General features: G+C 40.4%; 22 protein-coding genes and 1 pseudogene. 7 read left to right on the top strand and 16 right to left on the bottom strand.

The features are described 5' to 3' along the window. Positions 1-16 precede the first annotated feature (16 nt). Positions 17-475 carry a cyclic nucleotide-binding domain-containing protein gene (locus tag I6F45_RS12805; RefSeq protein ID WP_166421825.1) on the top strand — a complete coding sequence of 153 codons (459 nt, stop codon included), beginning with the start codon at positions 17-19 and terminating at the stop codon, positions 473-475. A 9-nt stretch (positions 476-484) separates the two neighbouring features. On the opposite strand, the gene I6F45_RS12800 is transcribed toward I6F45_RS12805, so the two are convergent. After that, positions 485-1,150: a hypothetical protein gene (locus I6F45_RS12800; protein ID WP_197119408.1), complete on the bottom strand. Its 666-nt coding sequence runs from the start codon at positions 1,148-1,150 to the stop codon at positions 485-487. 55 nt (positions 1,151-1,205) lie between these two features. Then, a complete protein-coding gene (locus tag I6F45_RS12795) occupies positions 1,206-1,493 on the bottom strand; it encodes a hypothetical protein (RefSeq protein WP_165739228.1) in 288 nt (95 codons plus the stop codon). 257 nt (positions 1,494-1,750) lie between these two features. Between I6F45_RS12795 and I6F45_RS12790 the strand changes: the two genes are divergently transcribed. The 4 genes from I6F45_RS12790 (at position 1,751) to I6F45_RS12775 (ending at position 5,999) form a co-directional block, all read left to right on the top strand. Next, the gene (locus I6F45_RS12790; protein ID WP_165728335.1) at positions 1,751-2,134 is read left to right on the top strand and encodes an RNA-binding S4 domain-containing protein; all 384 of its coding nucleotides are present in this window, start codon (positions 1,751-1,753) and stop codon (positions 2,132-2,134) included. 101 nt (positions 2,135-2,235) lie between these two features. Then, complete coding sequence (locus tag I6F45_RS12785; RefSeq protein WP_165739227.1) at positions 2,236-2,664, top strand: hypothetical protein; 429 nt, start codon at positions 2,236-2,238, stop codon at positions 2,662-2,664. 202 nt (positions 2,665-2,866) lie between these two features. Continuing rightward, a complete protein-coding gene (gene acnA, locus I6F45_RS12780; protein ID WP_197160715.1) occupies positions 2,867-5,611 on the top strand; it encodes an aconitate hydratase AcnA in 2,745 nt (914 codons plus the stop codon). 133 nt (positions 5,612-5,744) lie between these two features. Next, complete coding sequence (locus tag I6F45_RS12775; RefSeq protein WP_197160713.1) at positions 5,745-5,999, top strand: hypothetical protein; 255 nt, start codon at positions 5,745-5,747, stop codon at positions 5,997-5,999. Here I6F45_RS12775 and I6F45_RS12770 read toward each other — a convergent pair whose 3' ends face one another. From I6F45_RS12770 to I6F45_RS12755, 4 genes are all read right to left on the bottom strand, one after another. Beyond that, positions 6,000-6,548, bottom strand: a complete 549-nt coding sequence (locus I6F45_RS12770) for a DUF4124 domain-containing protein (RefSeq protein WP_197160712.1) — start codon at positions 6,546-6,548, stop codon at positions 6,000-6,002. It abuts the gene before it with no gap. Positions 6,549-6,692: 144 nt separating this feature from the next. After that, positions 6,693-7,433: a phosphoadenylyl-sulfate reductase gene (locus I6F45_RS12765; protein WP_197160709.1), complete on the bottom strand. Its 741-nt coding sequence runs from the start codon at positions 7,431-7,433 to the stop codon at positions 6,693-6,695. A gap of 42 nt (positions 7,434-7,475) precedes the next feature. Continuing rightward, complete coding sequence (gene cysI / locus I6F45_RS12760; RefSeq protein WP_197160707.1) at positions 7,476-9,173, bottom strand: assimilatory sulfite reductase (NADPH) hemoprotein subunit; 1,698 nt, start codon at positions 9,171-9,173, stop codon at positions 7,476-7,478. 61 nt (positions 9,174-9,234) lie between these two features. After that, entirely contained in the window at positions 9,235-11,049 is a 1,815-nt protein-coding gene (locus I6F45_RS12755; protein WP_197160700.1) for an assimilatory sulfite reductase (NADPH) flavoprotein subunit, read from the bottom strand. Positions 11,050-11,352: 303 nt separating this feature from the next. Here I6F45_RS12755 and I6F45_RS12750 point away from each other — a divergent pair, with 303 nt between their 5' ends. Then, complete coding sequence (locus I6F45_RS12750; protein ID WP_197160699.1) at positions 11,353-12,978, top strand: endonuclease; 1,626 nt, start codon at positions 11,353-11,355, stop codon at positions 12,976-12,978. An 87-nt stretch (positions 12,979-13,065) separates the two neighbouring features. On the opposite strand, the gene I6F45_RS12745 is transcribed toward I6F45_RS12750, so the two are convergent. Continuing rightward, the gene (locus I6F45_RS12745; protein ID WP_197160698.1) at positions 13,066-14,052 is read right to left on the bottom strand and encodes a hypothetical protein; all 987 of its coding nucleotides are present in this window, start codon (positions 14,050-14,052) and stop codon (positions 13,066-13,068) included. A 418-nt stretch (positions 14,053-14,470) separates the two neighbouring features. Here I6F45_RS12745 and I6F45_RS12740 point away from each other — a divergent pair, with 418 nt between their 5' ends. After that, a complete protein-coding gene (locus I6F45_RS12740; RefSeq protein ID WP_165728343.1) occupies positions 14,471-15,970 on the top strand; it encodes a DUF3360 family protein in 1,500 nt (499 codons plus the stop codon). A gap of 93 nt (positions 15,971-16,063) precedes the next feature. Here I6F45_RS12740 and leuD read toward each other — a convergent pair whose 3' ends face one another. The 9 genes and pseudogenes from leuD to I6F45_RS12705 all read right to left on the bottom strand — a co-directional run. Continuing rightward, a complete protein-coding gene (gene leuD / locus I6F45_RS12735; RefSeq protein WP_197141312.1) occupies positions 16,064-16,663 on the bottom strand; it encodes a 3-isopropylmalate dehydratase small subunit in 600 nt (199 codons plus the stop codon). Continuing rightward, entirely contained in the window at positions 16,663-18,063 is a 1,401-nt protein-coding gene (gene leuC / locus I6F45_RS12730; RefSeq protein WP_154903733.1) for a 3-isopropylmalate dehydratase large subunit, read from the bottom strand. Before leuC ends, leuD begins: the two co-directional genes overlap by 1 nt. Positions 18,064-18,123: 60 nt before the next feature. Continuing rightward, positions 18,124-19,200, bottom strand: coding sequence for a 3-isopropylmalate dehydrogenase (gene leuB / locus I6F45_RS12725; protein WP_007582207.1), 1,077 nt, complete (start codon positions 19,198-19,200; stop codon positions 18,124-18,126). Continuing rightward, positions 19,197-20,750 carry a 2-isopropylmalate synthase gene (leuA, locus tag I6F45_RS12720; protein WP_008171909.1) on the bottom strand — a complete coding sequence of 518 codons (1,554 nt, stop codon included), beginning with the start codon at positions 20,748-20,750 and terminating at the stop codon, positions 19,197-19,199. Before leuA ends, leuB begins: the two co-directional genes overlap by 4 nt. Positions 20,751-21,349: 599 nt before the next feature. Beyond that, entirely contained in the window at positions 21,350-22,423 is a 1,074-nt protein-coding gene (locus I6F45_RS12715) for a hypothetical protein (protein ID WP_197160696.1), read from the bottom strand. Between the two features lie 162 nt (positions 22,424-22,585). Continuing rightward, complete coding sequence (locus I6F45_RS21410) at positions 22,586-23,041, bottom strand: hypothetical protein (RefSeq protein WP_231609669.1); 456 nt, start codon at positions 23,039-23,041, stop codon at positions 22,586-22,588. After that, positions 23,038-23,784 carry a hypothetical protein gene (locus I6F45_RS21405; RefSeq protein WP_231609668.1) on the bottom strand — a complete coding sequence of 249 codons (747 nt, stop codon included), beginning with the start codon at positions 23,782-23,784 and terminating at the stop codon, positions 23,038-23,040. The genes I6F45_RS21410 and I6F45_RS21405 overlap by 4 nt, the downstream gene beginning before the upstream one ends. A 3-nt stretch (positions 23,785-23,787) precedes the next feature. Beyond that, positions 23,788-24,846 carry a hypothetical protein gene (locus I6F45_RS21400; RefSeq protein ID WP_231609667.1) on the bottom strand — a complete coding sequence of 353 codons (1,059 nt, stop codon included), beginning with the start codon at positions 24,844-24,846 and terminating at the stop codon, positions 23,788-23,790. A 2-nt stretch (positions 24,847-24,848) separates the two neighbouring features. Further along, positions 24,849-25,348 (bottom strand): annotated as a pseudogene (locus I6F45_RS12705) (hypothetical protein); the annotation flags it as partial.

The following is a 25,348-nucleotide window of genomic DNA, read 5'->3' as shown; positions in this document are numbered from 1 at the left end:
ACACATTTGGTTATTGATGAAGCTAATCGAACATATTCCATTATTCAAACAAATGGAAATTATAAACAGGCTGCACTTTTTTAAAGAATTTACGCTCAGCGAGCGTCAAGTCTTATTGGAGTCGTTCGGCCTGTTATATTTAGTAAGCCAGCATCAGTTTTTATTTAAGCAATACGATAACGACAAGCGCTTATATATTGTACTTAGCGGTGCGTTGTTAGTATTTAAACATAATCATTTGCTAGAACTTGGAACGATAGTACCTGGTGAATTTATAGGTGAAGGCGCTTTTATAAATAACCGAGAGCGTAGCACTAGCGCACGCGCTAAAACCGACAGTATCGTCCTTGCCATTACCCCTGAAGCACTCACCCGTTTACCTAATGTTATCCGCGAAAAAATTAAAGACCGAATTATAGAAGGTATGAGTCTGCGTATTGCAAAACTTAGCGAGCATATAGAAACCCACGGTTAACTCTATCACTCAGTCCATATAAACAATTTGTAGTGAGCAATCAAGCCAGCTGGGGTTATTAACATGAGCTGTAAACCTGTAAGTATCGGATGGCTTGGCGCCAAAGGGAGTATTTACAAGCGGCTGTGAGTGGCTATATGTCTGGGAATAGATTTTATAATAAATAACAACATACCCATACAAATACTCCCAATTAAGCCTCACAACCGCACCACTTGGTAAGGTAAAGTCAGCATATTTATCTGTAAATGTGACGAGTAAATCATTGTACTTGTCTTCGCTGCATTGAGTTGTTCGTAACTTTTTAGGCATAACAAAGGTTGTACCCGCCACTGCATTTTTTAGATAAAAGCCTATATTGCCATCACCATAAAAATGATTTGAACGCGTTGTATAGCTAACTTGTGGCTCGTAACCTAGCCCCTGCATAATAGTAGCTAACTGCTCAGTCTCTTTTGGGTAAATTTTGTCACTTGATAAGAGTAATGTAGCCTCACCAAACTCTGATGGGATTGCCAGCGGTACATATTCATAAGGGAGCGATTGTGCTTTTAGCGCAGCATCGAGCTGATCGCGCTGTTCATCTTGCAAGTTTTCACTAAATACATACACGGTAGGTTGTTGGCACGCAGCTAATAGTAATGCCAACACATATATTAAAATTCCATTTTTCATAGTTACCCCTTTTGATTACGCTTGTAGTCTATTAAAGGTAACTATTTATAGCAATTTAATTTGTTTGGCTATTTAACCACGCATCAACACTTTTACGAGTGTATAAAACTTCTTTAAATAAGCGATGGCGTTGAAATTCAAGTACCGATTTTTTTTTCATATCGCCACTCACTAAGCGGCTATGGTGATCGTTAAATTTTGAAATCACAGAAAAACCACGTTCAGCATTTTCCTTTTGCTCTTTTACTTGATTAGTAAGATGTGACCTAACATCGTCTGCGGTCAGCATATCTGAATTATCTAAGCCCATTAGCTCTTTTTTCATTGCTAATCTTACGCCCATTTTCTACTCCGTTTTATATGTATTCATTACACATTGATTAATCCGCCAGAGTTTTAGCAATTAGCGAGCCATACGTAAAAAAGATTGCAACGAAGCTTAACTTTTAATTGCTTCAGTTTTTTTAAAGACAGATAAAATACCTAAAAACTTTCATAACTAATTGTGTATTACCGCTATCTAAAGTTACTTGCTTTGGTGCAAAAGTCGCTGTAAGCCTTTATACTAAAGCCTGTGCGTTACCCCCACCGAGAGCAAATATGAACGAAGAATATATAGAAATAGAGTTAGAAGAAGAGCCGATTGAGCTTTGTAAATTATTAAAAGTACTAAACTTAGTTGAAGGTGGCGGCCAAGCTAAAAACCTAATTACTGAAGGCTATGTGGGTGTTAACCATGAAATTTGTACAATAAAGCGGAAAAAATTATACAGTGGCGATGTACTAGAATTCGATGGTGAGTTTTTTCAACTTGCGTTAAGTGAAGATGCTGTACCTGCAGAAAAACCTGCGGTACACACTCAAACAGAGTCAAAGCAAGCCGCACCACAACCAACAAATCAGCCAGCTAAAGCTAAGCGCAAGCGAACTAAAAAGCCAAAAGTAGATGATAAAACAGGTCGTCGTCCTATTTCGTTTGGTTAAGCATTTAAAAACCCTCTTTTTATATAAAAAGGTCAACTTGTATAGTTGGCCTTTTTACTCTTTAATAACCTAGTTAATAATAATAAAAACAAGGTTATAAAATGTCTGTTAAAACACCTAAAAATTGGTTTAAGCCCGTTGTATGGGCGGCACTCGTATGGAACTTACTTGGCGTTATTGCATTTGCTATGCACATGATGATGACACCAGAAATGATAGGTAAACTTCCGCTAGATCAACAAGCTGCCTACTCTAACGTTCCTATTTGGTCAACCATTGCATTTGCTATAGCTGTATTTGGAAGCACTTTGGGTTGTATTTTTTTACTTGCTAAAAACGCGCTGGCAACACCTACTTTTGCGCTATCGCTCGGCGCTATTTTAATTCAGCAATATTATAATTTTATGGTCATAAACAGTATTGAGCTACTTGGTACAAGTGCTGTATTTATGCCTATATTTGTAATCATTATTGCCATAGCTTTACTTTGTTTGAGTATTAAAGGTAAGCAACAAGGTTGGTTACAGTAATTAATAAGGGTCGAAATAACTTTTGACCCTACCTCTTTCAAATCATCTCTTGAAATTAAACTTTTCAGCATCATCTCTACTATATTAACTGTATAAAATTCGTTCTCTAAATACGGCTTTTTACATTGGTATGCACTTTGCAACTCAAGCACTACAGAGGTCACTCTTCAAAATATTTTTATCATTCATAAAGGGGCAAATAATGAATAATAGTTTCGATACCCAACATCAGCTCACAATAAATGGTGAGCAATATCATATTCATTCTCTAAAAGGACTTGGCGACAAAGCGAAACGATTGCCCTTCTCCTTAAAAGTATTACTTGAAAACCTTCTTCGTAACGAAGACGGCGCAAATATTAAAGAACAAGACATTCAAGCCCTACTTAATTGGGACCCTCAAGCGAAACCTGCATCTGAAGTTGCCTTTACCCCCGCTCGCGTAGTTATGCAAGACTTTACCGGCGTACCCGCTATTGTTGATTTAGCCGCGATGCGTGACGCAATGGAAAAGCTAGGTGGCGATCCTGCAAAAATAAATCCGTTATCACCTGCTGAACTTGTTATTGACCATTCAGTGCAGGTAGATGGATACGGTAATGAGGGTGCATTTGATTTAAATGCAAAACTTGAATACGACCGAAATAAAGAACGTTACGAATTTTTGCGTTGGGGACAAACCGCTTTTGATAATTTAAAAGTAGTGCCACCAGCAACCGGTATTGTTCACCAAGTAAACCTAGAATACTTAGCGCGCGTTGTTTTTAATGAAGACCGTGACGGCAAAAAATACGCTTACCCAGATACGCTTGTAGGGACTGACTCTCACACCACCATGATTAATGGCTTAGGTGTGCTTGGTTGGGGTGTAGGCGGCATTGAAGCTGAAGCAGCCATGCTTGGTCAGCCAATTAGCTTACTCATTCCACAAGTAGTAGGTATGAAGCTAAGCGGCCGTTTACCTGAAGGTACGACCGCAACCGATTTAGTGTTAACAGTAACCGAAATACTGCGTAACCACGGCGTAGTGGGTAAATTTGTAGAGTTTTATGGTGACGGCCTTGCTGACTTACCACTTGCAGACAGAGCTACCATAGCGAATATGGCGCCAGAATACGGCGCTACATGTGGTATTTTTCCGATTGATGATGAAACCATTAACTACCTTCGCTTAACAAACCGCGACGAAAACCACTTAAAACTGATTGAAGATTATGCTAAGCATCAAGGCCTATGGCGTAACGATGGCGACGAAGCTAACTATACCGATACACTCGAGCTTAAATTAGACGATGTTGTACCAAGCCTTGCCGGCCCTAAACGTCCACAAGATAGAATTGCCCTAAACGAAGCTGGCAAAGTTATTGGCGATCATTTAAAAGGCTTCCAAGACGAGCGTATGGCTCGTCGCGATAAAAGCGATGAAGAACAAGCTCGTATTGAAAGTGAAGGCCCAGCAACAAATCCAGATGAGCCAGTAGACGAAGCGCAGTTTATGGGCGCCGCTAAAGTTAAATTTAAAGGCCAAGAGTTTGAGCTTAACGATGGCGCTTGTGTTATTGCTGCAATTACCAGCTGTACTAATACTTCTAACCCTAGTGTTATTTTAGCCGCAGGCTTAGTCGCTAAAAAAGCAAAACAGTTAGGCATTAATGTAAAACCTTGGGTTAAAACATCACTTGCGCCAGGCTCTAAGGTAGTTACCGACTACCTGGAAAAAGCAGGCCTAATGGATGACTTAGAAAGCTTAGGCTTTAACCTTGTTGGCTACGGTTGTACAACTTGTATTGGTAACTCAGGGCCGCTTGCAACTGAAATATCTGATGCCATTCAAAAACATAAATTAGTGGTTAGCTCTATTTTATCGGGTAACCGTAACTTTGAAGGGCGTATTCACCAAGATGTTAAAATGAACTTTTTAGCCTCTCCTCCGCTTGTTGTAGCTTATGCTATTGCAGGTAGAACCGATATTGACGTATACAACGAACCCCTTGCTCAAGATGCTAACGGTAACGATATTTACCTTAAAAACATTTGGCCAAGCGTTAAAGAGGTAAGTGACCTAGTTAAAGAAACAGTAACTAAAGAAATGTTCGAAAAAAGCTACGCTAACGTTTACGAAGGCGATAGCCGTTGGCAGCAAATTAAAATACCAGATGGCAAACTTTACGATTGGGATGACGCATCTACCTACATTAAAAAAGCACCATTTTTTGATGGTATGAAAGTAGAACCACCAGGTATTCCTACTATTGAGGGTGCACGTTGTTTAGCTAAACTTGGGGATTCAGTAACCACTGACCATATTTCTCCAGCAGGTGCTATTAAAGCAGATGCACCAGCAGGTTTATACTTGCAAGAAAATGGCGTAGATAAAGCGCAGTTTAACTCGTACGGTTCACGCCGTGGTAATCACGAAGTAATGATGCGTGGTACGTTTGCTAATGTTCGTCTTAAAAACTTACTAGCATCAGGTACTGAAGGCGGCGTAACACGTACTCAGCCTGGCGATACGCTAGAGAGTATTTATGATGCAGCAATGGAGTATCAAAAAAATAATACGCCACTCATTATTTTAGCGGGTAAGGAATACGGTACAGGTTCATCTCGTGACTGGGCTGCTAAAGGCTCACTGTTACTTGGTGTAAAAGCCGTTGTAGCACAAAGCTATGAGCGTATTCACCGTTCTAACCTAATTGGCATGGGTGTATTACCACTACAATTTAAAGAAGGTGAAAGCTACGAGTCACACGGGTTAACAGGGCAAGAACAATTTGATATTGATGGCCTGTACGATAAAACCGATGAAGTAACCGTCATTGCAACCAATGCCGAAGGTAAAAAAGTAACCTTGAGTGCTGATGTACGTATTGATACCCCTAAAGAGTGGGATTACTTCAAACACGGCGGTATTTTACAATACGTACTGCGTAATATGCTCGATTAATACGCGCTGTAATTAGTGTATTTAAAAGCCCAGCTAATAAGCTGGGCTTTTTTATGTGAGCTGTTTGTTGTTTCAAATCAATGTCGAATATTTAAAGCCTGCCTACACTAGGGTGACTCTTAGTGAGGTGACTATGTCGCAAATAATGATTATTCGACTGCTTAAAACATCAATAGTGTTTGGATTATGCCTTATTGTGACTGGCCACTCTTTAATTGTGTCGAGCTATTTCACGGTAGATTATGGTATTAAAGGAATAATTTTAGCAGCGGCATGTATCGCTATAGGGGTGCTATTATCACTTCCCACTAAAATATATTTAACCATACTGCTAATGGAAGCCGAAAAACGTTATTTAAAAAACCATAAAAGCACTAACCCAGAGTAGCTAAAGTGCACTTAAATTATTAATTTCTTTATTACGTTTTTCTAGTTTGTCTTTTACATTTTCGGCGTCATTAAATAGCTTTTTAACAGAGTCTGGGTTCAAAATACTGATCCCCTCTGGTGCAGCCGACATTGTATTTGTACTTGGAGAGGTATTTAAAATAGACGTGTCTTCTGCGGCAATAACAGTAATATCTTTAGGATCGAGTTTTACTTCAATACTTTTTGCATGCGGGTTAGGTGTATCAGAAAAGTGCCATTGGCCTGTTTCATCTTGCCACTTAAAAATTTTGCTGCTTGAGGTAGTACTTGCAGGCATTGGTTCATCAGAAATACTGCTCGCAATTTTATCGCCCGCTTGCTTAACACCCTGTACTGCTTGGTCGAGTGTATTTGTAGAAAGTGCGACCATTTTTTCTTTAATTTGCTGAGATTCATTGCTAATAGATGATGCAGAAAGCCATGTTTGACCATCGGGCTTTTTTAAATAAAACAAAGAGATGACTGCAATAGCCATGATTGATATAGCTAAATAGGTAAAGTATTTCATAGCGTTCCTGCTTTAATTAATCCTTTATTTCCTTGAGTTTAATAAAAAATACTTAATTAGGCAATTTTTGTACCCTAATTAAAGAAAATAAAAACGCAGCCTAAGCTGCGTTGTTATTATTGATTTAACTACACCGTAGTAACGTTAAATACCGTCACCATCCATGTGTAGTCCGCATTCTCGGTTTAAACCAAAAAAGCGAGTTTCTTCTTCTGTCATTCCTGGTTCTAACTTACGCGTTGTATGCACGTCGCCCATCGACACATAACCTTGCTCCCATAATGGGTGATAAGGTAAATCGTGCTTAGTAAGATACTGATACACGTCGCGGTTAGACCATTCAATAATTGGGTACACTTTAACCGTGCCACGGCTAATTTCTACAAACTGTTTATCAGCACGCGATGATGATTGATCGCGGCGCAGGCCACTAAACCAAGTACCGGCTTCAATCTCTTTTAGCGCGCGGGTCATCGGCTCTACTTTATTAAGCTGATTATATTGCTTAATGCCGTCCTCCCCTTGCTCCCATAGCTTACCAAATTTGGCTTCTTGCCATGCTGGGCTCAACTGCGCTTTATACACCTTTAAGTTAAGTGATAAACGCTCACTCATTTGCTCAATAAACTGATACGTTTCAGGAAATAAATAGCCTGTATCAGTTAATACTACTGGGATATCTGGGCGTTGTGAGGTCATTAAATGCAGCATCACTGCTGCTTGAATACCAAAGCTAGATGATAAAAATGCCGTATTAGGCAAGTTATCAAGCGCCCATGCAACGCGCTGCTCAGCGCTCATACTCGCTAGTAAACCATTAGCATCAGCTAACATAGCCGTTTGGCTTTGTTTATCTAGCTGTAAAATGTTTTTAAATTCACTCATGGTAAATTCCAAACCTCACCAGCGCTTAGCGCTGGTATTAAATTATGCGTAAAAGTCGGTTACTGATACTTTTACTTCAGCAACAATGCCTTTGCGTATAACAAAGTCACCAAAACACTCACCGTCGTTACGCTCGCTTGCCCATTGGCCAATTAGCTTATCGAATGCTTCTAGGTAAACGTCTTCGCCTACGTTCTCAAGGTACAATTTAGGAATACGTGTACCTTCTAAATTACCACCTAAGTAAACGTTATATTTACCTGGGCCTTTGCCTACTAAACCAGCTTCTGCAAGCATTGCGCGGCCACAGCCGTTCGGGCAACCTACAACACGCATAATAATGCTGTCATCGGGTATACCGTGCTTAGCAAGCAGTGCTTCAGTTTTTTCTATTAGGCTTGGTAAGTAGCGCTCTGCCTCGGCCATTGCAAGTGGGCACGTTGGCAGTGAAACACACGCCATAGAATTTTTACGCTGCTGCGAATCGGTATCGTCAATCAGGCCATGGCTACGTGCAATCTCTTCAATCACGGCTTTTTGATCTGCAGGTACGCCAGCAATAATTAAGTTTTGGTTTGCCGTCATACGCATGTCACCTTGGTGAACTTCTGCGATTTTACGACAACCTGTTTTAAGCGGCTTGCCTGGGTAGTCTAAAATACGACCACTTTGAATAAATAGCGTTAAGTGGTGCTTACCATCAATGCCTTCAACCCAACCAATGCGGTCGCCACGATGAGTAAACTCAAACGGACGGCTTGGTGCAAACGTAACGCCTGAGCGCTTTTCAACTTCTGCTTTAAATACATCAACGCCTACACGGTCTAATGTGTATTTAGTTTTTGCATTTTTACGGTTTGAACGATTACCCCAATCGCGCTGCACAGATACAACATGCTCTGCAATTTTTAAGGTATCTTCTAACGTAATAAAGCCAAAGTCATCAGCCTTACGCGGATAAGTTGCTGTATCGCCGTGCGTCATGGCAAGGCCACCGCCCACTAATACGTTAAAACCAACAAGTTTGCCGTTATCAGCAATTGCCACAAAGTTTAAATCGTTAGCGTGCACATCAACTTCGTTGTTAGGTGGAATAGTCACCGTGGTTTTAAACTTACGCGGTAAGTAGTTAGATCCTAAAATTGGCTCTTCTGTGGTTTCTGCTTTTTCGCCATTTAACCAAATTTCGGCATACGCTTTCGTTTTTGGTAATAAATGTTCAGAAATTTTTGCAGCCCAGTCGTAAGCTTCTTGGTGTAACTCAGACTCAACGGGATTAGTGGTACAAAGTACATTACGGTTAACGTCACCCGCTGTAGCAATAGAGTCTATACCTACGCTATCAAGCATTTGGTGCATGCCTTTAATATTAGGCTTTAACACTCCATGAAACTGAAACGTTTGACGCGTTGTTAAACGAATGCTGCCGTAGCTTGTTTTGTCATCTGCAAACTTGTCGATTGCTAACCACTGCTCTGGCTTAATAATACCGCCAGGCATACGTGCACGTAACATCACATTATGTAGCGGCTCTAGCTTTTGCTTAGCGCGCTCTCCACGTATATCGCGGTCATCTTGTTGATACATGCCATGAAAACGAATTAGCTGAAAGTTATCGGCTGTAAAGCCACCGGTAATTTCGTCTGTTAAATCTTTTTCTATGGTGCCACGTAAAAAGTTACTTTCTCTTTTCAAACGTTCGTTATCAGAAAGTTTTACGTTTTTATCTTGTTCGCTCATTTTAAATCCTAAATTTGTTACAGTGACGGCTGCTAGCTGCTAAATAAAATAAGAAACGTGATTAATACACGTCTTTCTGATAGCGGTTTGCGCTACGCAAATCTTTTAAATATTGCTCTGCGTCTTCATTGCTCTTGCCTGTGTTTTCTTTAACAATATCAAGCAAGGCGTTGTGTACATCTTTTGCCATGCGATTTGCATCGCCACAAATATAAAAGTGAGCGCCAGCTTCTAACCATTCAAACACGTCTTTACTGTTACTGCGTAACTTATCTTGCACATATACTTTTTCTGCTTGGTCACGGCTAAATGCAACATCTACTTTGTTAAGTAAACCCGATTTTAAATAACCCTGTATTTCTACTTGGTATAAAAAGTCTTGAGTGAAATGTGGGTTACCAAAAAACAACCAGTTTTTGCCTTGCGCTTCACGCGAATCACGTTCTTGTAAAAATGCACGGAACGGCGCAATACCCGTACCAGGACCAACCATAATCACAGGTGTATCATCGTTAGTGGGTAGGCGGAAATTGTCGTTGTGTTCGCTAAATACTTTAACTTTACAACCTTCTTCTGCACGACGAGTTAAGTAACCCGTACAACCACCTAAATGCTCGCTATCAAATGTATCAAACTGCACTAGACCTAGTGTTAAATGCACTTCGTCTTCAACCTCAGCTTGGCTAGATGCAATTGAGTACAAACGAGCTTGTAGTTTACGTAGGCAATCTACTAATGTTTGCGCATCAATGTTTGCAGGGTTTTGGCGAATCACATCAAATATTTGACGAGGTTCAATATACGCACGCATTGCAGCTTTATCTTCTACAAGCTTTAATAATTCAGGCGTACCAGTTGCTATTGCGTATTTTTCTACAAAACCTGGGTATGACTGAGTCAGCTCTAGTTTTTCAATAAGTGCATCACGTACGCTTAGCTCTTCATCACCTACTTTTACAATGCTTGTTGCATCTATTTGAGTAAGTGTAAGTACTTCATCAACTAATACATCATCATTTAAAAAGTACACACCTAACGAATCACCTGGTGTGTAAGTAATGTCTGAACCTTCAAGCGAAATTTCAACGTGGCGTACATCTTTAGTTGAGTCGCGACCGGTAATTTTTTGAACTGTTAATAGCTCTGCTTCAAATGGATTTTGTTTTGTATATTGGCTTGAAGCGGTCGTTGGAGCGCCAAATGGCATTGATACAACTTGACCACCAGCGGCTTCTTGCTGCGCTTTTAAATCAGGTTCGAATGCATCAACTGCGCCCGCAATCCATGTTGCAGCTTCATCTTCGTAATCTACATCTAAATCAGCACGTTGATATATGGTTTGCGCACCGAGTTTATTTAAACGCTCTTCAAAATCTTTTGCTGTTTGGCAGAAAAACTCATAGCTAGAATCACCTAAGCCAATAACCGCTATTTTTACATCGTCTAGTTTTGGCGCTTTTTTAGTAGCTAAAAATTCGTGAAGTGTTTCTGCGTCCTCAGGTGGCTCACCTTCGCCGTAAGTAGATACAACGATGGTTAAAAACTTTTCTTTTTTCAGGGCTGTTGGTTTGTAATCTGACATGCTAACAAGCTTAACTGCTAAGCCGCGCGACTCAGCCTGCTCTTTCATTTTGCTTGCTACGCCTTTTGCGTTACCCGTTTGCGAACCATATAAAATAGTTAGCGCTGCTGCATCACCCGCAGCCGGTACGCCAGCAGTAGGAGCACCTAATGCAGCTGAGTTAGCATTAGCAGCTAAGTAACCACTTACCCATGCTTGTTGAATTGGATTAAGTTCAGCCACTAAACCTTGCAGCTTTTGTACTTGATCTTGCGATAGCGGGCTTGCCGCAGCATTTAGTTGACCTAACAACATGAATCGATTCCCCATAACCCTGAAAATTAAACACAACACACTTTGTGTATTGTTAAAAATGAGTTTTACCTCATCCAGAGCGTATCTGTTGAGGTTTTCTAAGTATGTAGGATAACGGGCTCTGCATAGATAAAAAAAGAATAGAATCTGCTTTGATATTCCATTTAGTTATTAATTTATAAAAATACCTTCAAAAACAGATTAAAGGACGATTATTGCCTTTTACAGCACTTTAAATTAACAATTTTGTAACCTAACTAATGTAGGGTATATTCCCCATTCAAAATAAAAATAGGAACAACTATGTTACACGGGAAATATAAAAATAAACTACTTAGTACCGCATTATTACTTGGCTCATTACCTGTAATGGCCAATGTAGCTAATGGCGACTTTGAACAATGGACTGGCAATACACCTAGTTCTTGGAGCACTATTGATAGCGGAATCAGCTTAACGCGCTCAACCAGTACAGTTAAAAGCGGTAGTAGCTCTGCTGCTGTCAATGTAACAACAGGATCGCAAAGTAACACTGATTTACTACAACAAGTTGCTGTAGAAGCGGGTAAAACCTATAACTTTTCGGCTGATGTTTACCACACCGAAGGTAAAATTAAAGCTCGCTTGTATGTAGATGGTTATCAAGGCTATTCAAATCAAGCACAAACTAACCAATGGCAAACAGTTAGCCATAGCTATACAGCAAGCAGTAATAAAACAATTAGTGTTGGCCTTAGGTTTTACGATGTAAGTGGATTTGATGGCAGCGAAACCGTATACGTAGATAACTTTTTACCAAACGCTGATGGCAGCGCATCAACAAGCTGTACCGACAATAGCCTTACCTTAACGCTTAACACCGATAATTACGGTAGCGAAACTAGCTGGGCCGTTAATAACAATCAAGGTAGCGCTGTTGCTAACGGCAGTGGTTACGCATCAAACACTCAGTATGATGAGCAAATATGCCTAACTGATGGAACTTACACACTTGTTATTAACGACAGCTACGGCGATGGCATGTGTTGTTCAACAGGTAATGGCAGTTATGCGCTTAAGCAAGGCTCTACCACACTTGCTAGCGGTGCAAGTTTTAATAATACAGACAGCACGGCATTTACTTTAGGCAGTGGCTCTGGTGATGGCGGCGGGACTAACCCAACACCCACTGGCTACTATGTTACTGCTCAAGGGCTATCGGGTTATGCACTAAAAACTGAGCTTTATAATATTATTAAAGATCATAATGCACAGGGTTACTCGGCTATTTGGAATTTTTACGACTCATCTGCACGTGATACATACTTTGAAAACGATAACAGCATTTTAGATATGTATAGCGAAAAACCAAACGGCTCAGATAGCTACAATTATGCTGCGGTGAGCGATCAATGTGGTAACTATAGTGGAGAAGGCGGCTGTTACAACCGTGAGCATTCATTTCCTAAAAGCTGGTTTGGCGGCACTATTGAGCCAATGAACTCAGATGTGCATCATATTTACGCAACCGACGGTTATGTAAACTCAAAACGTAGTAACTTCCCATTTGGTGAAGTAGCAAGCGCTTCATTTACATCAACTAACGGAAGTAAATTAGGTTCTGCCGCAAATTCATTAAATTACTCAGGTACTGTATTTGAGCCAATTGACGAATTTAAAGGTGACTTTGCTCGCGCTTATTTTTACATGGCAACGCGCTACGAAAATGTAATAGGCACTTGGCAAACCAAAACGACCTCAAGTAATGCTGTACTTAATGGTTCAAGCAACCAAGTATTCGAGAACTGGGTTGTAGCCATGCTGCTTAACTGGCATAACAGCGATCCTGTAAGCCAAATGGAACTTGACCGTAACCAAGCAGCGTTTGAATTTCAAGGCAATCGTAACCCGTATATCGACCACCCTGAATTTGTAGAAATGATTTGGTAAAAGTTAGCAGTTAAAACAAAAGCCTTTGCAAATGCAAAGGCTTTACCTTTTAGTGTGTAATATTTTTTAGAAATATGATGGTTTAAGCTAATTATAAGAAACAGCTGCGATAAGTGACTTTTCAGCTCTGTTTTTCATCAACGTTAAAAGTGAATGATGAAAATCTTGAAATATCACCTCCCCCCATATTCGCGAATAAACACCAAAATTTGTATTATCTTGCACGGTCGTTTTTAACGTTAAAATCGTATTGCCGCTTTTATCTTCACTTAACTCATATCCACCGTAAAGAGGTGAAAAGTATTCACCGCCTAGTTTTACGTGTTTATCGAGTGCGTCATCGGGGATAGCATCAGGGTCTATGTCAAATCTATAAAGCATCTGTTTATTTGGTTGCCAGTCGGTTATTACTTCTTTAAACACAACGCCTTTTTGCCAAGTACTTGTGCGAACAGCGCCTATACCGCTAGCATTCATACTTGCCTTTAATGGCTTTGGTACGCCAATTAATTGAGTGAGTGAAAAAGGCACTTCCTGTGGTTTTATGTCACTCACATTAGCTAACTGCTGCCACACAACATTGATGGGCGCGTTAATAGCTATTGAATTTGTTACTTCGTATGTTTTTGATAAATATAAAAAGTTAACTTCAATAGGTGAGAGCAATATAGGTAACAACGCGATTGATAATAAAGAACTATTCGCTTTTTTTATTTTACGTTTTCTAACAAAGCCCGCAAGTAACCCACCAATGCTGGCAAAAAACATAAAAGCAGGCAAAGCCATTGCCACACAAATGCTCCCTTCAAGCAAAGTAATTATACTTACAAATAAAAAAACAAAAATAGGCTGCCAAGCAATCGTGATCATTTGCCTTTTAGTTAATGTTTTTGATTCGTTGTACTCAAAGTGAATACGAATATAGCCAATAGCAACAGGCACTAAAAACATAAATGATATAGAGACTAAGCTACCTAAATTGTAAGCATTGACTAGCTCTACAAACAGCCGCATAAATATGCCGTAAAGCGTACCAAGTAAAATACCAATTGATTTAGGGGAGTTGAGTTGCATCTCTATTCTTTATTGTTGTTATTAACAATCCGAAAGTAACAGAAGTATTATTTCACCACAAATAAAACGAAATTAACGGCTGCTACCAATAAGCTTTTCAAACAAAGCGGCTTTTACAGCCACTAAGACTAAAGGATAATAACCTGCCATTAACACTATTCCCCGCTATAAACAGTGATCAAACTCCTTGAAATAAAAACCAAACCATTGATTTGTAATAACTTTAAATCATTTTGTGTAATTTTATAATTTTTAACGTAAAGCTGACTGTCAGATTAACTGTATTAAAAACAACCATGCACGACCTTTTGCCTATACATCCCAGCCTAAAAGCTGATTTACCCTGCATGCTCAATATTCATTTGCTTTAACAAAAGCCGTATTTATTTGACTAAGCAACAATGTTGCAGGAGAACGCATGCAAACTACACCGCCCGGTGATGCACCATCAAACACGCACAAGGATGCTCAAAGCTACGAGCAGCTTCATAAACCGAGTTCAGAGTTTAATACTCGCGACGAGTATCTCGAACATGAATTACAAATTATGCAGCCTAAACGTTGGCGACCTAATTTACCGTTTAGAGATTACCGATTTGAATTTGAAGACACCATTCCAGCAATGGCCGGTACTATTGGTAAAGTGGTTATGGTGGGCGCTATTGCAGCAACATTTGCGGCACCTCTTGGTTTAGGCGATGCGTTTGTTTTAGAAAATGTGCGTTACGAATTACTCATTGTTTCTATTTTTATCATTTTATTTTCAGGCTTTATTTTACCAACAGCCAACTTAGCCGGCACTCACGGCCCGCTTATTCCGTTAATTCCTATTGTAGTTGCAGCTGGCGGCCATCCTATGGCGTTTGGCTTACTCATTGGTGCCTTTGGTTTTATTTTAGCCATAACCAAGGGAGGAAGTATGCTCGCGCGCCTAACCAGTAAAGGGGTGTGTGGCGGACTACTTATTTATTTGGGCTTTATTGGCACTATTTCGCAAGTTAAAAAGCTGTTTGCTTGGGCTGAAGCCATTGATATGGCGCACATTGCATTTATTGTTATTTTAGCCACCATTTTATTGTATGCACTTTTAGAGCACTTTAAAAAACGCTGGTTAGCTGTGCCATTGAGTTGCCTTATTGGTGGCGTGGTTGCCTTTGCTTTAGGTGCACCCTTTGAGTTTCATACTGCACCGGGTTTACCAAATATGAACCCAGCATACTGGTGGGGCGAAAACACAGGTTGGATGCTTGGCCTACCAACGCTTGAAAGCTTTGTTGTTGTACTCCCTTTCGCTGTACTTGCTGTCGCCATGTGGTCACCTGATTTTTTAGGTCATCAAGTATTTCAAAAAATAAGCTATCCACAACGCACCGAAAAAGTGCAAATGAATATCGACGATACCATGCTAAGCGCATCGGTTAGACAAACGTTTGGCTCACTTGCCGGTGGTGCTAACTTTGCCTCGTCTTGGGGTACTTATATTGTGCCTGCCGCTATTGCTAAACGCCCTATTCCTGCTGGCGCTATTTTAACTGCATTATTTTGTATTATTGCTGGTTTATGGGGCTACCCTATGGATTTAGCAATTTGGCAGCCTGTGCTCTGTGTAGCACTTATTGTGGGTGTGTTTATCCCGCTACTTGAAGCTGGCATGGAAATGACACGCGAAGGTAAAACAACGCAATCAGCCGCTATTGTGGTATTTGCTTCGACCTTAGTTAATCCGGCTTTTGGTTGGTCGCTTACTATGTTACTTGATAACTTAGGGCTGATTGGCTGTAAAGAGCGCAGCGCTGAGCTAACTAAAATGAGCCGCTGGGTGATTCCACTTATTATGTTTGTGTTACTTACCACTGTAATGGCAATTGTAGGCATGTTACCTGGTATACCGGCGTTAATGGCTGACTTTAGGCATTAACCTTTAGCTACCACATCTCATATTTACCCACAAAAAAGCACGGCAATTGCCGTGCTTTTTAATACGTGATTTTTAATACACACGGTTAAGCAATTACTGCCAAGAACGCTCAGTAGCGAGTTGCTTTTCAAACGCATCAATTTGTGGGTTTAGCGTTTCGGTTACACCAATAAAATCTAAGCCACTTAATAAGCGCTCTTTTACTTCTTTACTAATATCAAAGTTAATTGGCGCAAATTTACTGCTTGTTAGTGTTTGATTTTCAAGATCGATTTCAATGTTAATATCGTCGTGCTGCTCACTCAGTACAAACAACTGCTCAAGCGTATCGGCAGGTAACGCTATGGCTAACATTTGGTTGTTACCACAGTTATTAAAGAAAATATCTGCAAAGCTTTCAGCTAAAATAACTTCAAAGCCATATTGCTTCAGCGCCCATGGCGCGTGCTCACGAGATGAGCCACAACCAAAGTTGTCGCGCGTTAATAATATTTGCGCGCCTTGGTAGCATGGGCGGTTTAAAATAAAGTCAGGGTTTGGCTCGTCGTTATCTAGGTAACGCCAATCATAAAACAATGCCGCATCAAAGCCTTCGCGGCTAGTTGATGTTAAAAACTGCTTAGGGATAATTTGGTCAGTATCTACATTGTTTTTATCAAGTGGGGCCATTAAGCCACTAAAAAATACGCTCATTAGGCTTCTCCTCTAATATCAACAAAGTGACCATGTATTGCAGCGGCTGCCGCCATTGCAGGGCTAACTAAATGGGTACGCCCGCCACGACCTTGGCGGCCCTCAAAGTTACGGTTAGAAGTAGATGCACAACGCTTGCCTGCTCCTAGGCGGTCATCGTTCATCGCTAAACACATAGAACAACCCGGTTCGCGCCATTCAAAGCCAGCGGCTTTAAAAATATCAGCTAAGCCTTCGTCTTCGGCTTGTTTTTTAACTAAGCCAGAGCCCGGTACAATTAACGCTTCAATGCCTGCTACCACATGTTTGCCTTCAACAATTTTTGCAGCTGCGCGTAAATCTTCAATGCGGCTATTTGTACATGAGCCAATAAATACCGTGTCTACTTTCGCGCTTGATAATTTATCACCCGCTTTTAAATCCATGTACTTAAGCGCGCTGCGAATAGCATCGGCTTTAATTAAATCTGGTTCTTGGTCTGGATCGGGTATGCACTCATCAACACCAATTACTTGCTCTGGGCTTGTGCCCCAGGTAATTTGCGGCTGAATGTCGTCGGCATTTAGCTCAACAACTAAATCAAAGTGTGCGCCTTCATCCGTTTTTAATGTTTCCCAATATTCAACGGCTGCATCAAAATCTGCGCCTTTTGGTGCAAACGGACGACCTTTTAAGTAATCATAAGTAATTTGGTCAGATGCAATTAAACCCGCTTTTGCACCCATTTCAATGCTCATATTACATAGCGTCATACGGGCTTCCATTGAAAGCGCTTCAATGCCAGCACCACAAAACTCTGCTACATAACCTGTGCCACCAGCAGTACCTAACTTGCCAATTACCGCCATAATTAAATCTTTAGCAGTAACCGTTGGACGCAATACACCGTTAATTTGAATTTTTAACGATTTAGCCTTTTTTTGCTGTAGCGTTTGCGTTGCTAATACGTGCTCAACCTCAGATGTGCCAATACCATGCGCCAATGCGCCAAACGCACCATGCGTAGAGGTATGGCTATCGCCACATACAATGGTTGTGCCTGGCAAAGTAATACCTTGCTCTGGGCCCATTACATGCACAATGCCTTGGTTAATTGAGTTTAAATCGTAAAGTACAATACCAAACTCTTTACAGTTTTTATCAAGTGCCATTAATTGGTTTTTAGATACTTCGCTTGCTGCATCAAGTGATCGGCTTTTAGTCGATACGTTATGATCCATCGTTGCAAAGGTTTTTTCTGGGCAACGTACAGTACGGTTTTTTTCACGTAGACCAGCAAAAGCCTGCGGAGAAGTAACTTCATGCACTAAATGGCGGTCAATATAAAGTAAGTCGGTTTGCTCGTTTATGCTGGCAACGGTATGTGCTTGCCAAATTTTGTCGTATAACGTTTGGGCCACTTGCTAATTCCCTAATCTGTTTGAGTTGCAGCATAACGGTGCTGCAACTTTAATATGTTATTAAATGCGTGAAACGATGGCTGCTGCCACATCGCTTGTGCTGTAACCTGCATTTGGATATATATCTGGTGTACCAACGCCTGCTTCTACGGCTTCTGCTACTGCTTTTTCAATGGTGCGTGCAGCTTCGTCTTGTCCTAGCGAGTAACGTAGCATTAACGCGGCACTTAAAATTTGTGCTATTGGGTTTGCAACGCCTTTACCTGCAATATCTGGTGCTGAACCGCCTGCTGGCTCGTACAATCCAAAACCCGATTGATTCAAGCTTGCCGATGGTAATAAGCCCATTGAGCCTGTGATCATGGCGCACTCATCTGACAAAATATCGCCAAATAAGTTATCGCAAAGTAATACATCAAATTGGCTAGGCTGCTTAACTAACTGCATAGCGGCGTTATCTACGTAAATGTAATCTAAGCTTACTTCTGGGTAGTCTTTGCTTACTTCGGTGACTACTTCGCGCCATAATACGCTTGATGCTAATACATTGGCTTTATCAACAGAGGTAACATGGTTACTACGTAGTTTTGCAGCTTCAAAAGCAAAGCGTGCAATACGTTCAATTTCTTTTCGTGAGTATGTTTGCGTATCAAATGCAAACTCTTCTGCGCCTTCACCACTGCGGCCTTTTTCACCAAAGTAAATGCCGCCAGTTAGTTCGCGCACACATAAAATATCAAACCCTTTTTCGCTGATATCAGCGCGAAGTGGCGACGCTGCACTTAATGCAGGTAATAACTGTGCAGGGCGTAAATTACAAAACAAACCAAAGTGCTTACGAAGCGGCAATAACGATGCGCGCTCAGGCTGCTCGTTTGGTGGTAAGTTTTCCCATTTAGGACCGCCTACCGAACCAAATAAAATAGCGTCTGAGTTTTCACACGCAGTAAGCGTGCTCTCTGGTAATGCTTTACCAAATTCGTCAATGGCTGCGCCGCCAATTGCATAATGCTCGCGGTTTAGGGTAAAACCAAACTTATTGCTCACAGCATCAAGTACTTGCTCTGCTGCTGCCATTACTTCTGGACCAATACCGTCGCCAGCTAATACCGCAACGCTGTAGTTTGTTTTACTCATCCTGCTTTCCTTTGTTGTTTTAAATCAGACACTTTTTGTGCACGATAAATTAAGTTATAAACACGGATCATGGCGCGTACCGACGCTTCAACCACATCCGCTGCAATGCCCGCACCGTGGTAAGGTCGGCCATCGTATTTAGCTATAATATTTACTTGGCCTAATGAGCTTGCACCTTGGCCTGTCGCTTCTAAGTTATATTCAATCATTTCAACGCTCATACCGGTTAAGCGCTCAATAGCTGCAAACGAAGCTTCAACTGGGCCATTACCTGTCGCGGCTTCTTGTTTAGCTTCGCCATCAATGCGCATTCCAATAGTAGAGCTTGCTACCGATTGTGAGTTAGAGGCTGAGTTAACAAATTCTAATTGGTATTTCTCGTCTTTGTCGTTAATTTGATTAAAGTAAATCATCGCCTCAAGGTCGTAATCGTATACTGTGCCTTTTTGGTCAGCCAACTCAATAAAGCTTTTATATAAGCCATCCATATCGTAATCAGATTTTTGATAGCCTAATTCTTCTAGGCGATGCTCAATAACATGGCGACCCGAACGCGAAGTCATATTTAATTGGTTACTTGGCACACCAACGCTTTCTGGCGACATAATCTCATAAGTATTTTGCGCTTTTAATACACCGTCTTGGTGAATGCCAGAACTATGTGCAAATGCGTTTTCGCCAACAATTGCTTTATTTGGTTGTACTGGCATATTACAAATTTTAGCCACTTGACGAGATGCGCGGTAAATTTCTTCACTTTTAATATCGGTGTATACTTTTAAGTGGTCGTGGCGCATTTTCATGATCATCGCCACTTCTTCAAGCGAGCAGTTACCAGCACGCTCACCAATGCCATTAATAGTACACTCAATTTGGCGTGCGCCTGCTTGCACTGCAGCCACCGAGTTTGCTACTGCTAAACCTAAATCGTTGTGGCAATGCACACTTAAACGCGCTTTATCAATATTTGGCACGTTATTCATTAAATGGCGGATCATCGCGGCGTATTCGTCTGGCGTTACAAAACCAACGGTATCTGGCAAGTTAATAGTTGAAGCTCCGGCATTAATTGCCTGCTCAACAATTTTACATAAATCCCAATGCGGCGTACGACCAGCATCTTCACACGAAAATTCAACATCATCAGTGTAGTTACGTGCCAATTTAATTGATTTAACGGCCATTGCTGTTGCATCGTCTAGGCTCATACGTAATTTATGTTCAAGGTGCAAAGGGCTTGTAGCAATAAAAGTATGAATACGGCTTTGCTGAGCTGTGCGAAGTGCTTCGCCACAGGCTTCAATGTCTTTAGCAACTGAGCGTGCTAAACCACAAATAATCGGGCCTTTTACTTCGGTTGCAATACGTTGCACCGAGCGAAAATCAGCAGGGCTCGAAACCGGAAAACCCACTTCCATCACATCCACATTCAAGCGGCTAATTGTATGTGCTAATTGAATTTTATCATCTTCAGTAAGGCTTGCTTTAAGCGCCTGTTCGCCATCACGTAAGGTGGTATCAAAAATCCATACTTTATCTTGCTCTTGCATAACTGCCCCTCATTCCTATGTTACCCAAATTTCAATTAATCCCAGCCGCGAGATAAAAAAAACCCCGCAATTGCGGGGTTTTTAGTGTTCAACTCGATGCAAACACACTAATCCCCGCTTACTTGCCATAGCAGTAAGAGGTTAAGTTTTAGTGTAATTAAACGAATAATATGCATCTTGTTTTCTTGTGTGTGTGTTCAGCGAAACCCATTTTTAACATTACAAAGCGACGGAAGCAAGCATAAAAATTCCACAAAACACCTTTAAAACACAACCACAAAGAAAATAAAAACCAATAAACCTTAAATAAAAAGATTAAAAATACAAAACACGCTTCTTGTCACCATAATCAAATCGGCTTTAAAGTGATCCCCGATTAGATAAGTTTTATTATTTTTATCTGGGCTTATAAAGTAATCCCATGTTTAATAATTAAAAAGTGCCATTACTCACTTTATCGACAAAATAGTCAAAGTGATTTGAGTTACATTGAACCTACTTTCATATCGATATAATCGATTCATTCTGTTCAAAGTATCCTGTTAATAAGTAAACTACTGGGCTTGCAGATCCTTTGCTAATATCGTGCATAATCAATACTACCTTTCTTGAGCTACTAAGTTTGTAATAGCGATAGGAGTTAAAGATCTCATACCCCATATATATTTTTCTTTTATTAACTTCTCTAACTGCTTACCTGTCACAATGTTTTTTGTTTTTATGACGCGCTCTGAAAGATAGAAACCTTTTTCATCACGCTCTTTTGAATGTTTTATTGCATACTCTAATAGGTAATCTTCTTCTGGAGAGAAAATAACACCATTTCCCTCCCCTTTTTCTGAGTGCTCTATTTCAGGGTTTGCAATATTCACCCAGTGGAAGTGAAAATCTTCTCTACCATGCGTCATAAATGCTAGATATTTGCCGCCTGGTGAAATACGGTGATTTCTCATCTCCCACTTACGTGGAAAATCAAAATTAACTTTGCGTACTATTTCACCATTAAACTTATGTATCCAAAAGCCATTGTGCTTTATCGCTAAAAACTCTTTATCACCAGGCAGTAAAAAAGCAGCGCCGCTATGATGAATTTGCGGTCGAGAGGTGAGTTCCCCTGTTGGTACATGGTAATTAAAGTGTTTGCCATCTGAGTAAAAAATGACGTTTTCACTGTCTTCGGTCCAGTTAAACCATGGGTAACCACCACCGCCAGACATAGTGATTAGTTTTTTTTCTTTAGTATCATATAACTGGCGAGTCGCTCGGTCATTTATATAACCCGAAATAGCAATATAACGGTTATCTGGTGAGCGTGCTGGTGGATGCAATCCCGCAGGCTCCATTTGGGTAAAAATTTCTTCTGGAATAATACGACGTCTGTCTGAGCCATCTAACCTTGATGACCAAAGCGTATAAACCTCGCTGTATTTATATTTATTCCAGAACATTAACCGCGGGGTTGAAAATGTATCTGCATCTCCGTACACCTCTTCGCGTATTTCTAGTGGCCATTCTGGGTGGTTTTTATGCTCTTTAGCCCATGGGTATTTAGCAACATCAACGGCGGTTGTGTTTGTTGAGCTTTGCGATGAGGGCTCTGAGCAACCGCTTAGCAATAAGCTAAAACAAACGCTGAGGGCGCAAAGCATGCTGTTATTTTTTAAAACCGTCATTATTAAAGTCCTTTTAAGCAGTTAAAGTACTGAGCCGTTCTGCACACTATGTCCATACCCTAATAAATAAAAAGCTCATATTCATGAGCTTTTTTATTCTTACTATAATTGCGCTGTTGCGCTCAGTTATGTTGGTAGTAACTACTTAAATTACGAATAAATTTATTCGCTTTTAAAAGCTCCTAGCGGCCTTACTTTCCTCTTTGTAGCATCTTCAACAAACCACTGTTTCACTTCATCTTCAGTCAACCCTTCCTCTGACAAGCGCTTATATAGGTCTTTTTGTGATGGGGTTGAATGATCGCTATTTAGCTCAGCGGCTAATTCTTCTAAATCAGCCTCTGGTAGTGTTTTACCCCAAGGCAAATTGCTATTTGTAGGGTTCGGTAGTGGTAACTTTAACTGCAAGCCATGGTTGCTAATTTTATCGGTCATCGAACCGATATCATTAAAATTAAAGCCCGAATTTCCCGCCGAGTTAAAGCTAGCAATACCTAGCTCCATCGTATATTGCCTGTCTTCTTTGTCAGTAAATATATCACCAAATTGGCTTGTAAATATGTCTCCAAAAGGCCTTAAGCCGTTTACTTTAACACGCTTAGGTGAGTCATATTTCAAACTAAAATTTGCAGCAAAAACAAAAACCTGCTCTTCACCGGCAAATGCTTTAGCGTCTTTGTTATGCCAATTAAGCAGCGCTCGACCCTGTTTACCTTTTTCGTTATAAGGGCCTCGCTTTGCTGCAAAATGATATTGCGGTAATCATCGGTTACTTGCTCGCTATTAAGCGAAAACGTCCCTTCAATTACGACATCTTTTACAATTTCTTTGGCACTTAAATGCTCAAAATAATCGTTAGCAACCGTTTTATAGTGCCGTTTAGCTTGCGCTAAATTAGGGATATTTGTACCAAATTGCTGCAACGTAGTTTGCCCAAGTGCTGCAATATTTGTGGTTAAATCAGCTATATTGAGTGCATTACCTGCTGCATCCATTGCTACCTTAGGAATGCCAAGCTTTTTACCTAAACTATTATTATAGCTTTCCATTGCTGCTGGTGTGTTAGCTGGTAAACGCCACAAATTTTCTGCAAGTGCTTGCCGCCAAGCATCGGTTGTAAAGGCAGCGCGAGCTTCACGTAGTTTTTTCCAAGCATCCTGCCCATCTTGCATAGCGAACACAGCATCTAGCGTTGTTTGAATAGTTGTATCTTCTGTTTTATTTAAGTGAGTATGTATTGCTTTAGCAATTTTACTCCCTAAAACAAATTTACCATTAGTGGTAAAATTACCGTTACTAGCACTGGCGGTTATATCGGTATTTATTAACCCTGCGGCTAATTGTGCACGGCCTTTAGCCACCGCTCAGCCATGGCAAAAACTCTCAAAGCCACTGGCTATTTTTATTGGTTCATCGCTAACTTTAGCGCGACCAATTTCTTTACCGTTTTCATCTTTAACACTAATATTTTTAGGGTCATACGTGGCATGCTCGGTTTTTAAATCTTTGGCATAGCTTATTAAGTGGCTATAAAAGCGAGGAAATTGCTTTATTATTGCCTCTTCAACCGAAAGCGGGTCGCAATTAATTACATCAAACTCACCTGCCTCATTTTTTATATCAAAGTGGATCATTTCGGCGAGTTCATAGTAATCGTAGTTATCATCTGACTGAACTGATTTGGCACACCAGTTTGAAATATTAGCTAGGTAGGTATCTTGATCAAGCCTTACTTTGATTCTATACAACCCTTTGGGTAGTATCTTGTTAGTACCTGATATCACTGCTAATTTAGTTTCGCGGTCGAAAGTAGCTGGTATATCCCTTCCCTCTGGTGTTGACAAAACAATATTTGCGCCGGGAGAAAGAAGCGGAATGTTTGGATTAATACTTAAAATTATTGCTCGCGTTTTAGCCAACACATACGCTTGAATAGTTTGTACGTTTTTTTGAGTTATTTCTTTTGCGTACCACTTATTGTAAGTGTCGTCTTCGCTATTTTCTGCAGGCTGTTTTAAATTTGTAACAGGGACTGTTTGTAACTCTAATAACGGCGTATTTGAGCTACTGTAATTTTTTAAGTTATCAACAAACTCTTTCGCCCATCCACTAGGGTTATTATTGGCAATGAGACCAATGGATTCCATTGGCGGAATAATAATAGGCCGTTGATTATTAGCAATGTAGGCATGAAACGGCTGACGTACTTCTAATGAGTCACTATTTATTGTCGATAAAATACCGGAGCTATTTGTTTTTAATACAACAGGTTTTTTTGTATCATAAGTGGCTGACTTTGGTTGTTCAGCAATAACAATTCGGTTTGCTACCGGCGTTAATTTACCCACGGGTGTATTGTTTTTAACATAACCAGTTAATAAATACACGATTGGGCTGGCACTTCCTTTGCTAATGTCATGCATAACTAGTTACTCTGTGCTTTTTGGTTGGTAATAGCTATAGGTGCTATGCTTCTAAGCCCCCACATTCTCATTTCTTTAGTGCGTATTACCTGCTGTTCACCGGTTAAAATATTAGTTTGGGTAATAATACTATAAGTAACTGCCTTGTTGTTTTCATCAACTTCACCTCTAGGGTTATAGCCAAATTTAAGGGTAACATCTTCATCAAGTGAAAAGATTACGCCATTTCCCTCCCCTTTTTCTGAGTGCTCTATTTCAGGGTTTGCTATATTCACCCAATGGAAGTGAAAATCTTCTCTACCATACGTCATAAACGCTAAGTACTTACCATCGGGTGAAATACGGTGGTTTTTCATTTCCCACTTACGTGGAAAACCAAAGTTAACTTTGCGTACTATTTCACCATTAAACTTATGTATCCAAAAGCCATCGTGCTTTATCGCTAAAAACTCTTTATCACCAGGCAGTAAAAAAGCAGCGCCGCTATGATGAATTTGCGGTC

It is taken from the genome of Pseudoalteromonas sp. SWYJZ19, from assembly GCF_015864375.1.
GTDB classification, from domain to species: Bacteria; Pseudomonadota; Gammaproteobacteria; order Enterobacterales; family Alteromonadaceae; genus Pseudoalteromonas; species Pseudoalteromonas arctica.
Note: the sequence above shows the minus strand (reverse complement) of the source record. Positions and strands in the feature narration are given on the sequence as shown.

What these genes read in the sequence shown, in the direction of transcription:
- I6F45_RS12750 (WP_197160699.1), top strand. Translation starts at nt 11,353, where the DNA reads ATGTTACACGGGAAATATAAAAATAAACTACTTAGTACCGCATTATTA.
- cysI (WP_197160707.1), bottom strand. Translation starts at nt 9,173, where the DNA reads ATGAGCGAACAAGATAAAAACGTAAAACTTTCTGATAACGAACGTTTG.
- I6F45_RS12745 (WP_197160698.1), bottom strand. Translation starts at nt 14,052, where the DNA reads ATGCAACTCAACTCCCCTAAATCAATTGGTATTTTACTTGGTACGCTT.
- I6F45_RS12775 (WP_197160713.1), top strand. Translation starts at nt 5,745, where the DNA reads ATGTCGCAAATAATGATTATTCGACTGCTTAAAACATCAATAGTGTTT.
- I6F45_RS12785 (WP_165739227.1), top strand. Translation starts at nt 2,236, where the DNA reads ATGTCTGTTAAAACACCTAAAAATTGGTTTAAGCCCGTTGTATGGGCG.
- I6F45_RS12795 (WP_165739228.1), bottom strand. Translation starts at nt 1,493, where the DNA reads ATGGGCGTAAGATTAGCAATGAAAAAAGAGCTAATGGGCTTAGATAAT.
- I6F45_RS21400 (WP_231609667.1), bottom strand. Translation starts at nt 24,846, where the DNA reads ATGCATGACATTAGCAAAGGAAGTGCCAGCCCAATCGTGTATTTATTA.
- leuA (WP_008171909.1), bottom strand. Translation starts at nt 20,750, where the DNA reads ATGCAAGAGCAAGATAAAGTATGGATTTTTGATACCACCTTACGTGAT.
- I6F45_RS12740 (WP_165728343.1), top strand. Translation starts at nt 14,471, where the DNA reads ATGCAAACTACACCGCCCGGTGATGCACCATCAAACACGCACAAGGAT.
- I6F45_RS12770 (WP_197160712.1), bottom strand. Translation starts at nt 6,548, where the DNA reads ATGAAATACTTTACCTATTTAGCTATATCAATCATGGCTATTGCAGTC.
- I6F45_RS12765 (WP_197160709.1), bottom strand. Translation starts at nt 7,433, where the DNA reads ATGAGTGAATTTAAAAACATTTTACAGCTAGATAAACAAAGCCAAACG.
- I6F45_RS12790 (WP_165728335.1), top strand. Translation starts at nt 1,751, where the DNA reads ATGAACGAAGAATATATAGAAATAGAGTTAGAAGAAGAGCCGATTGAG.
- I6F45_RS12805 (WP_166421825.1), top strand. Translation starts at nt 17, where the DNA reads ATGAAGCTAATCGAACATATTCCATTATTCAAACAAATGGAAATTATA.
- leuB (WP_007582207.1), bottom strand. Translation starts at nt 19,200, where the DNA reads ATGAGTAAAACAAACTACAGCGTTGCGGTATTAGCTGGCGACGGTATT.
- I6F45_RS12715 (WP_197160696.1), bottom strand. Translation starts at nt 22,423, where the DNA reads ATGACGGTTTTAAAAAATAACAGCATGCTTTGCGCCCTCAGCGTTTGT.
- acnA (WP_197160715.1), top strand. Translation starts at nt 2,867, where the DNA reads ATGAATAATAGTTTCGATACCCAACATCAGCTCACAATAAATGGTGAG.
- I6F45_RS12755 (WP_197160700.1), bottom strand. Translation starts at nt 11,049, where the DNA reads ATGTTGTTAGGTCAACTAAATGCTGCGGCAAGCCCGCTATCGCAAGAT.
- leuD (WP_197141312.1), bottom strand. Translation starts at nt 16,663, where the DNA reads ATGAGCGTATTTTTTAGTGGCTTAATGGCCCCACTTGATAAAAACAAT.
- I6F45_RS12800 (WP_197119408.1), bottom strand. Translation starts at nt 1,150, where the DNA reads ATGAAAAATGGAATTTTAATATATGTGTTGGCATTACTATTAGCTGCG.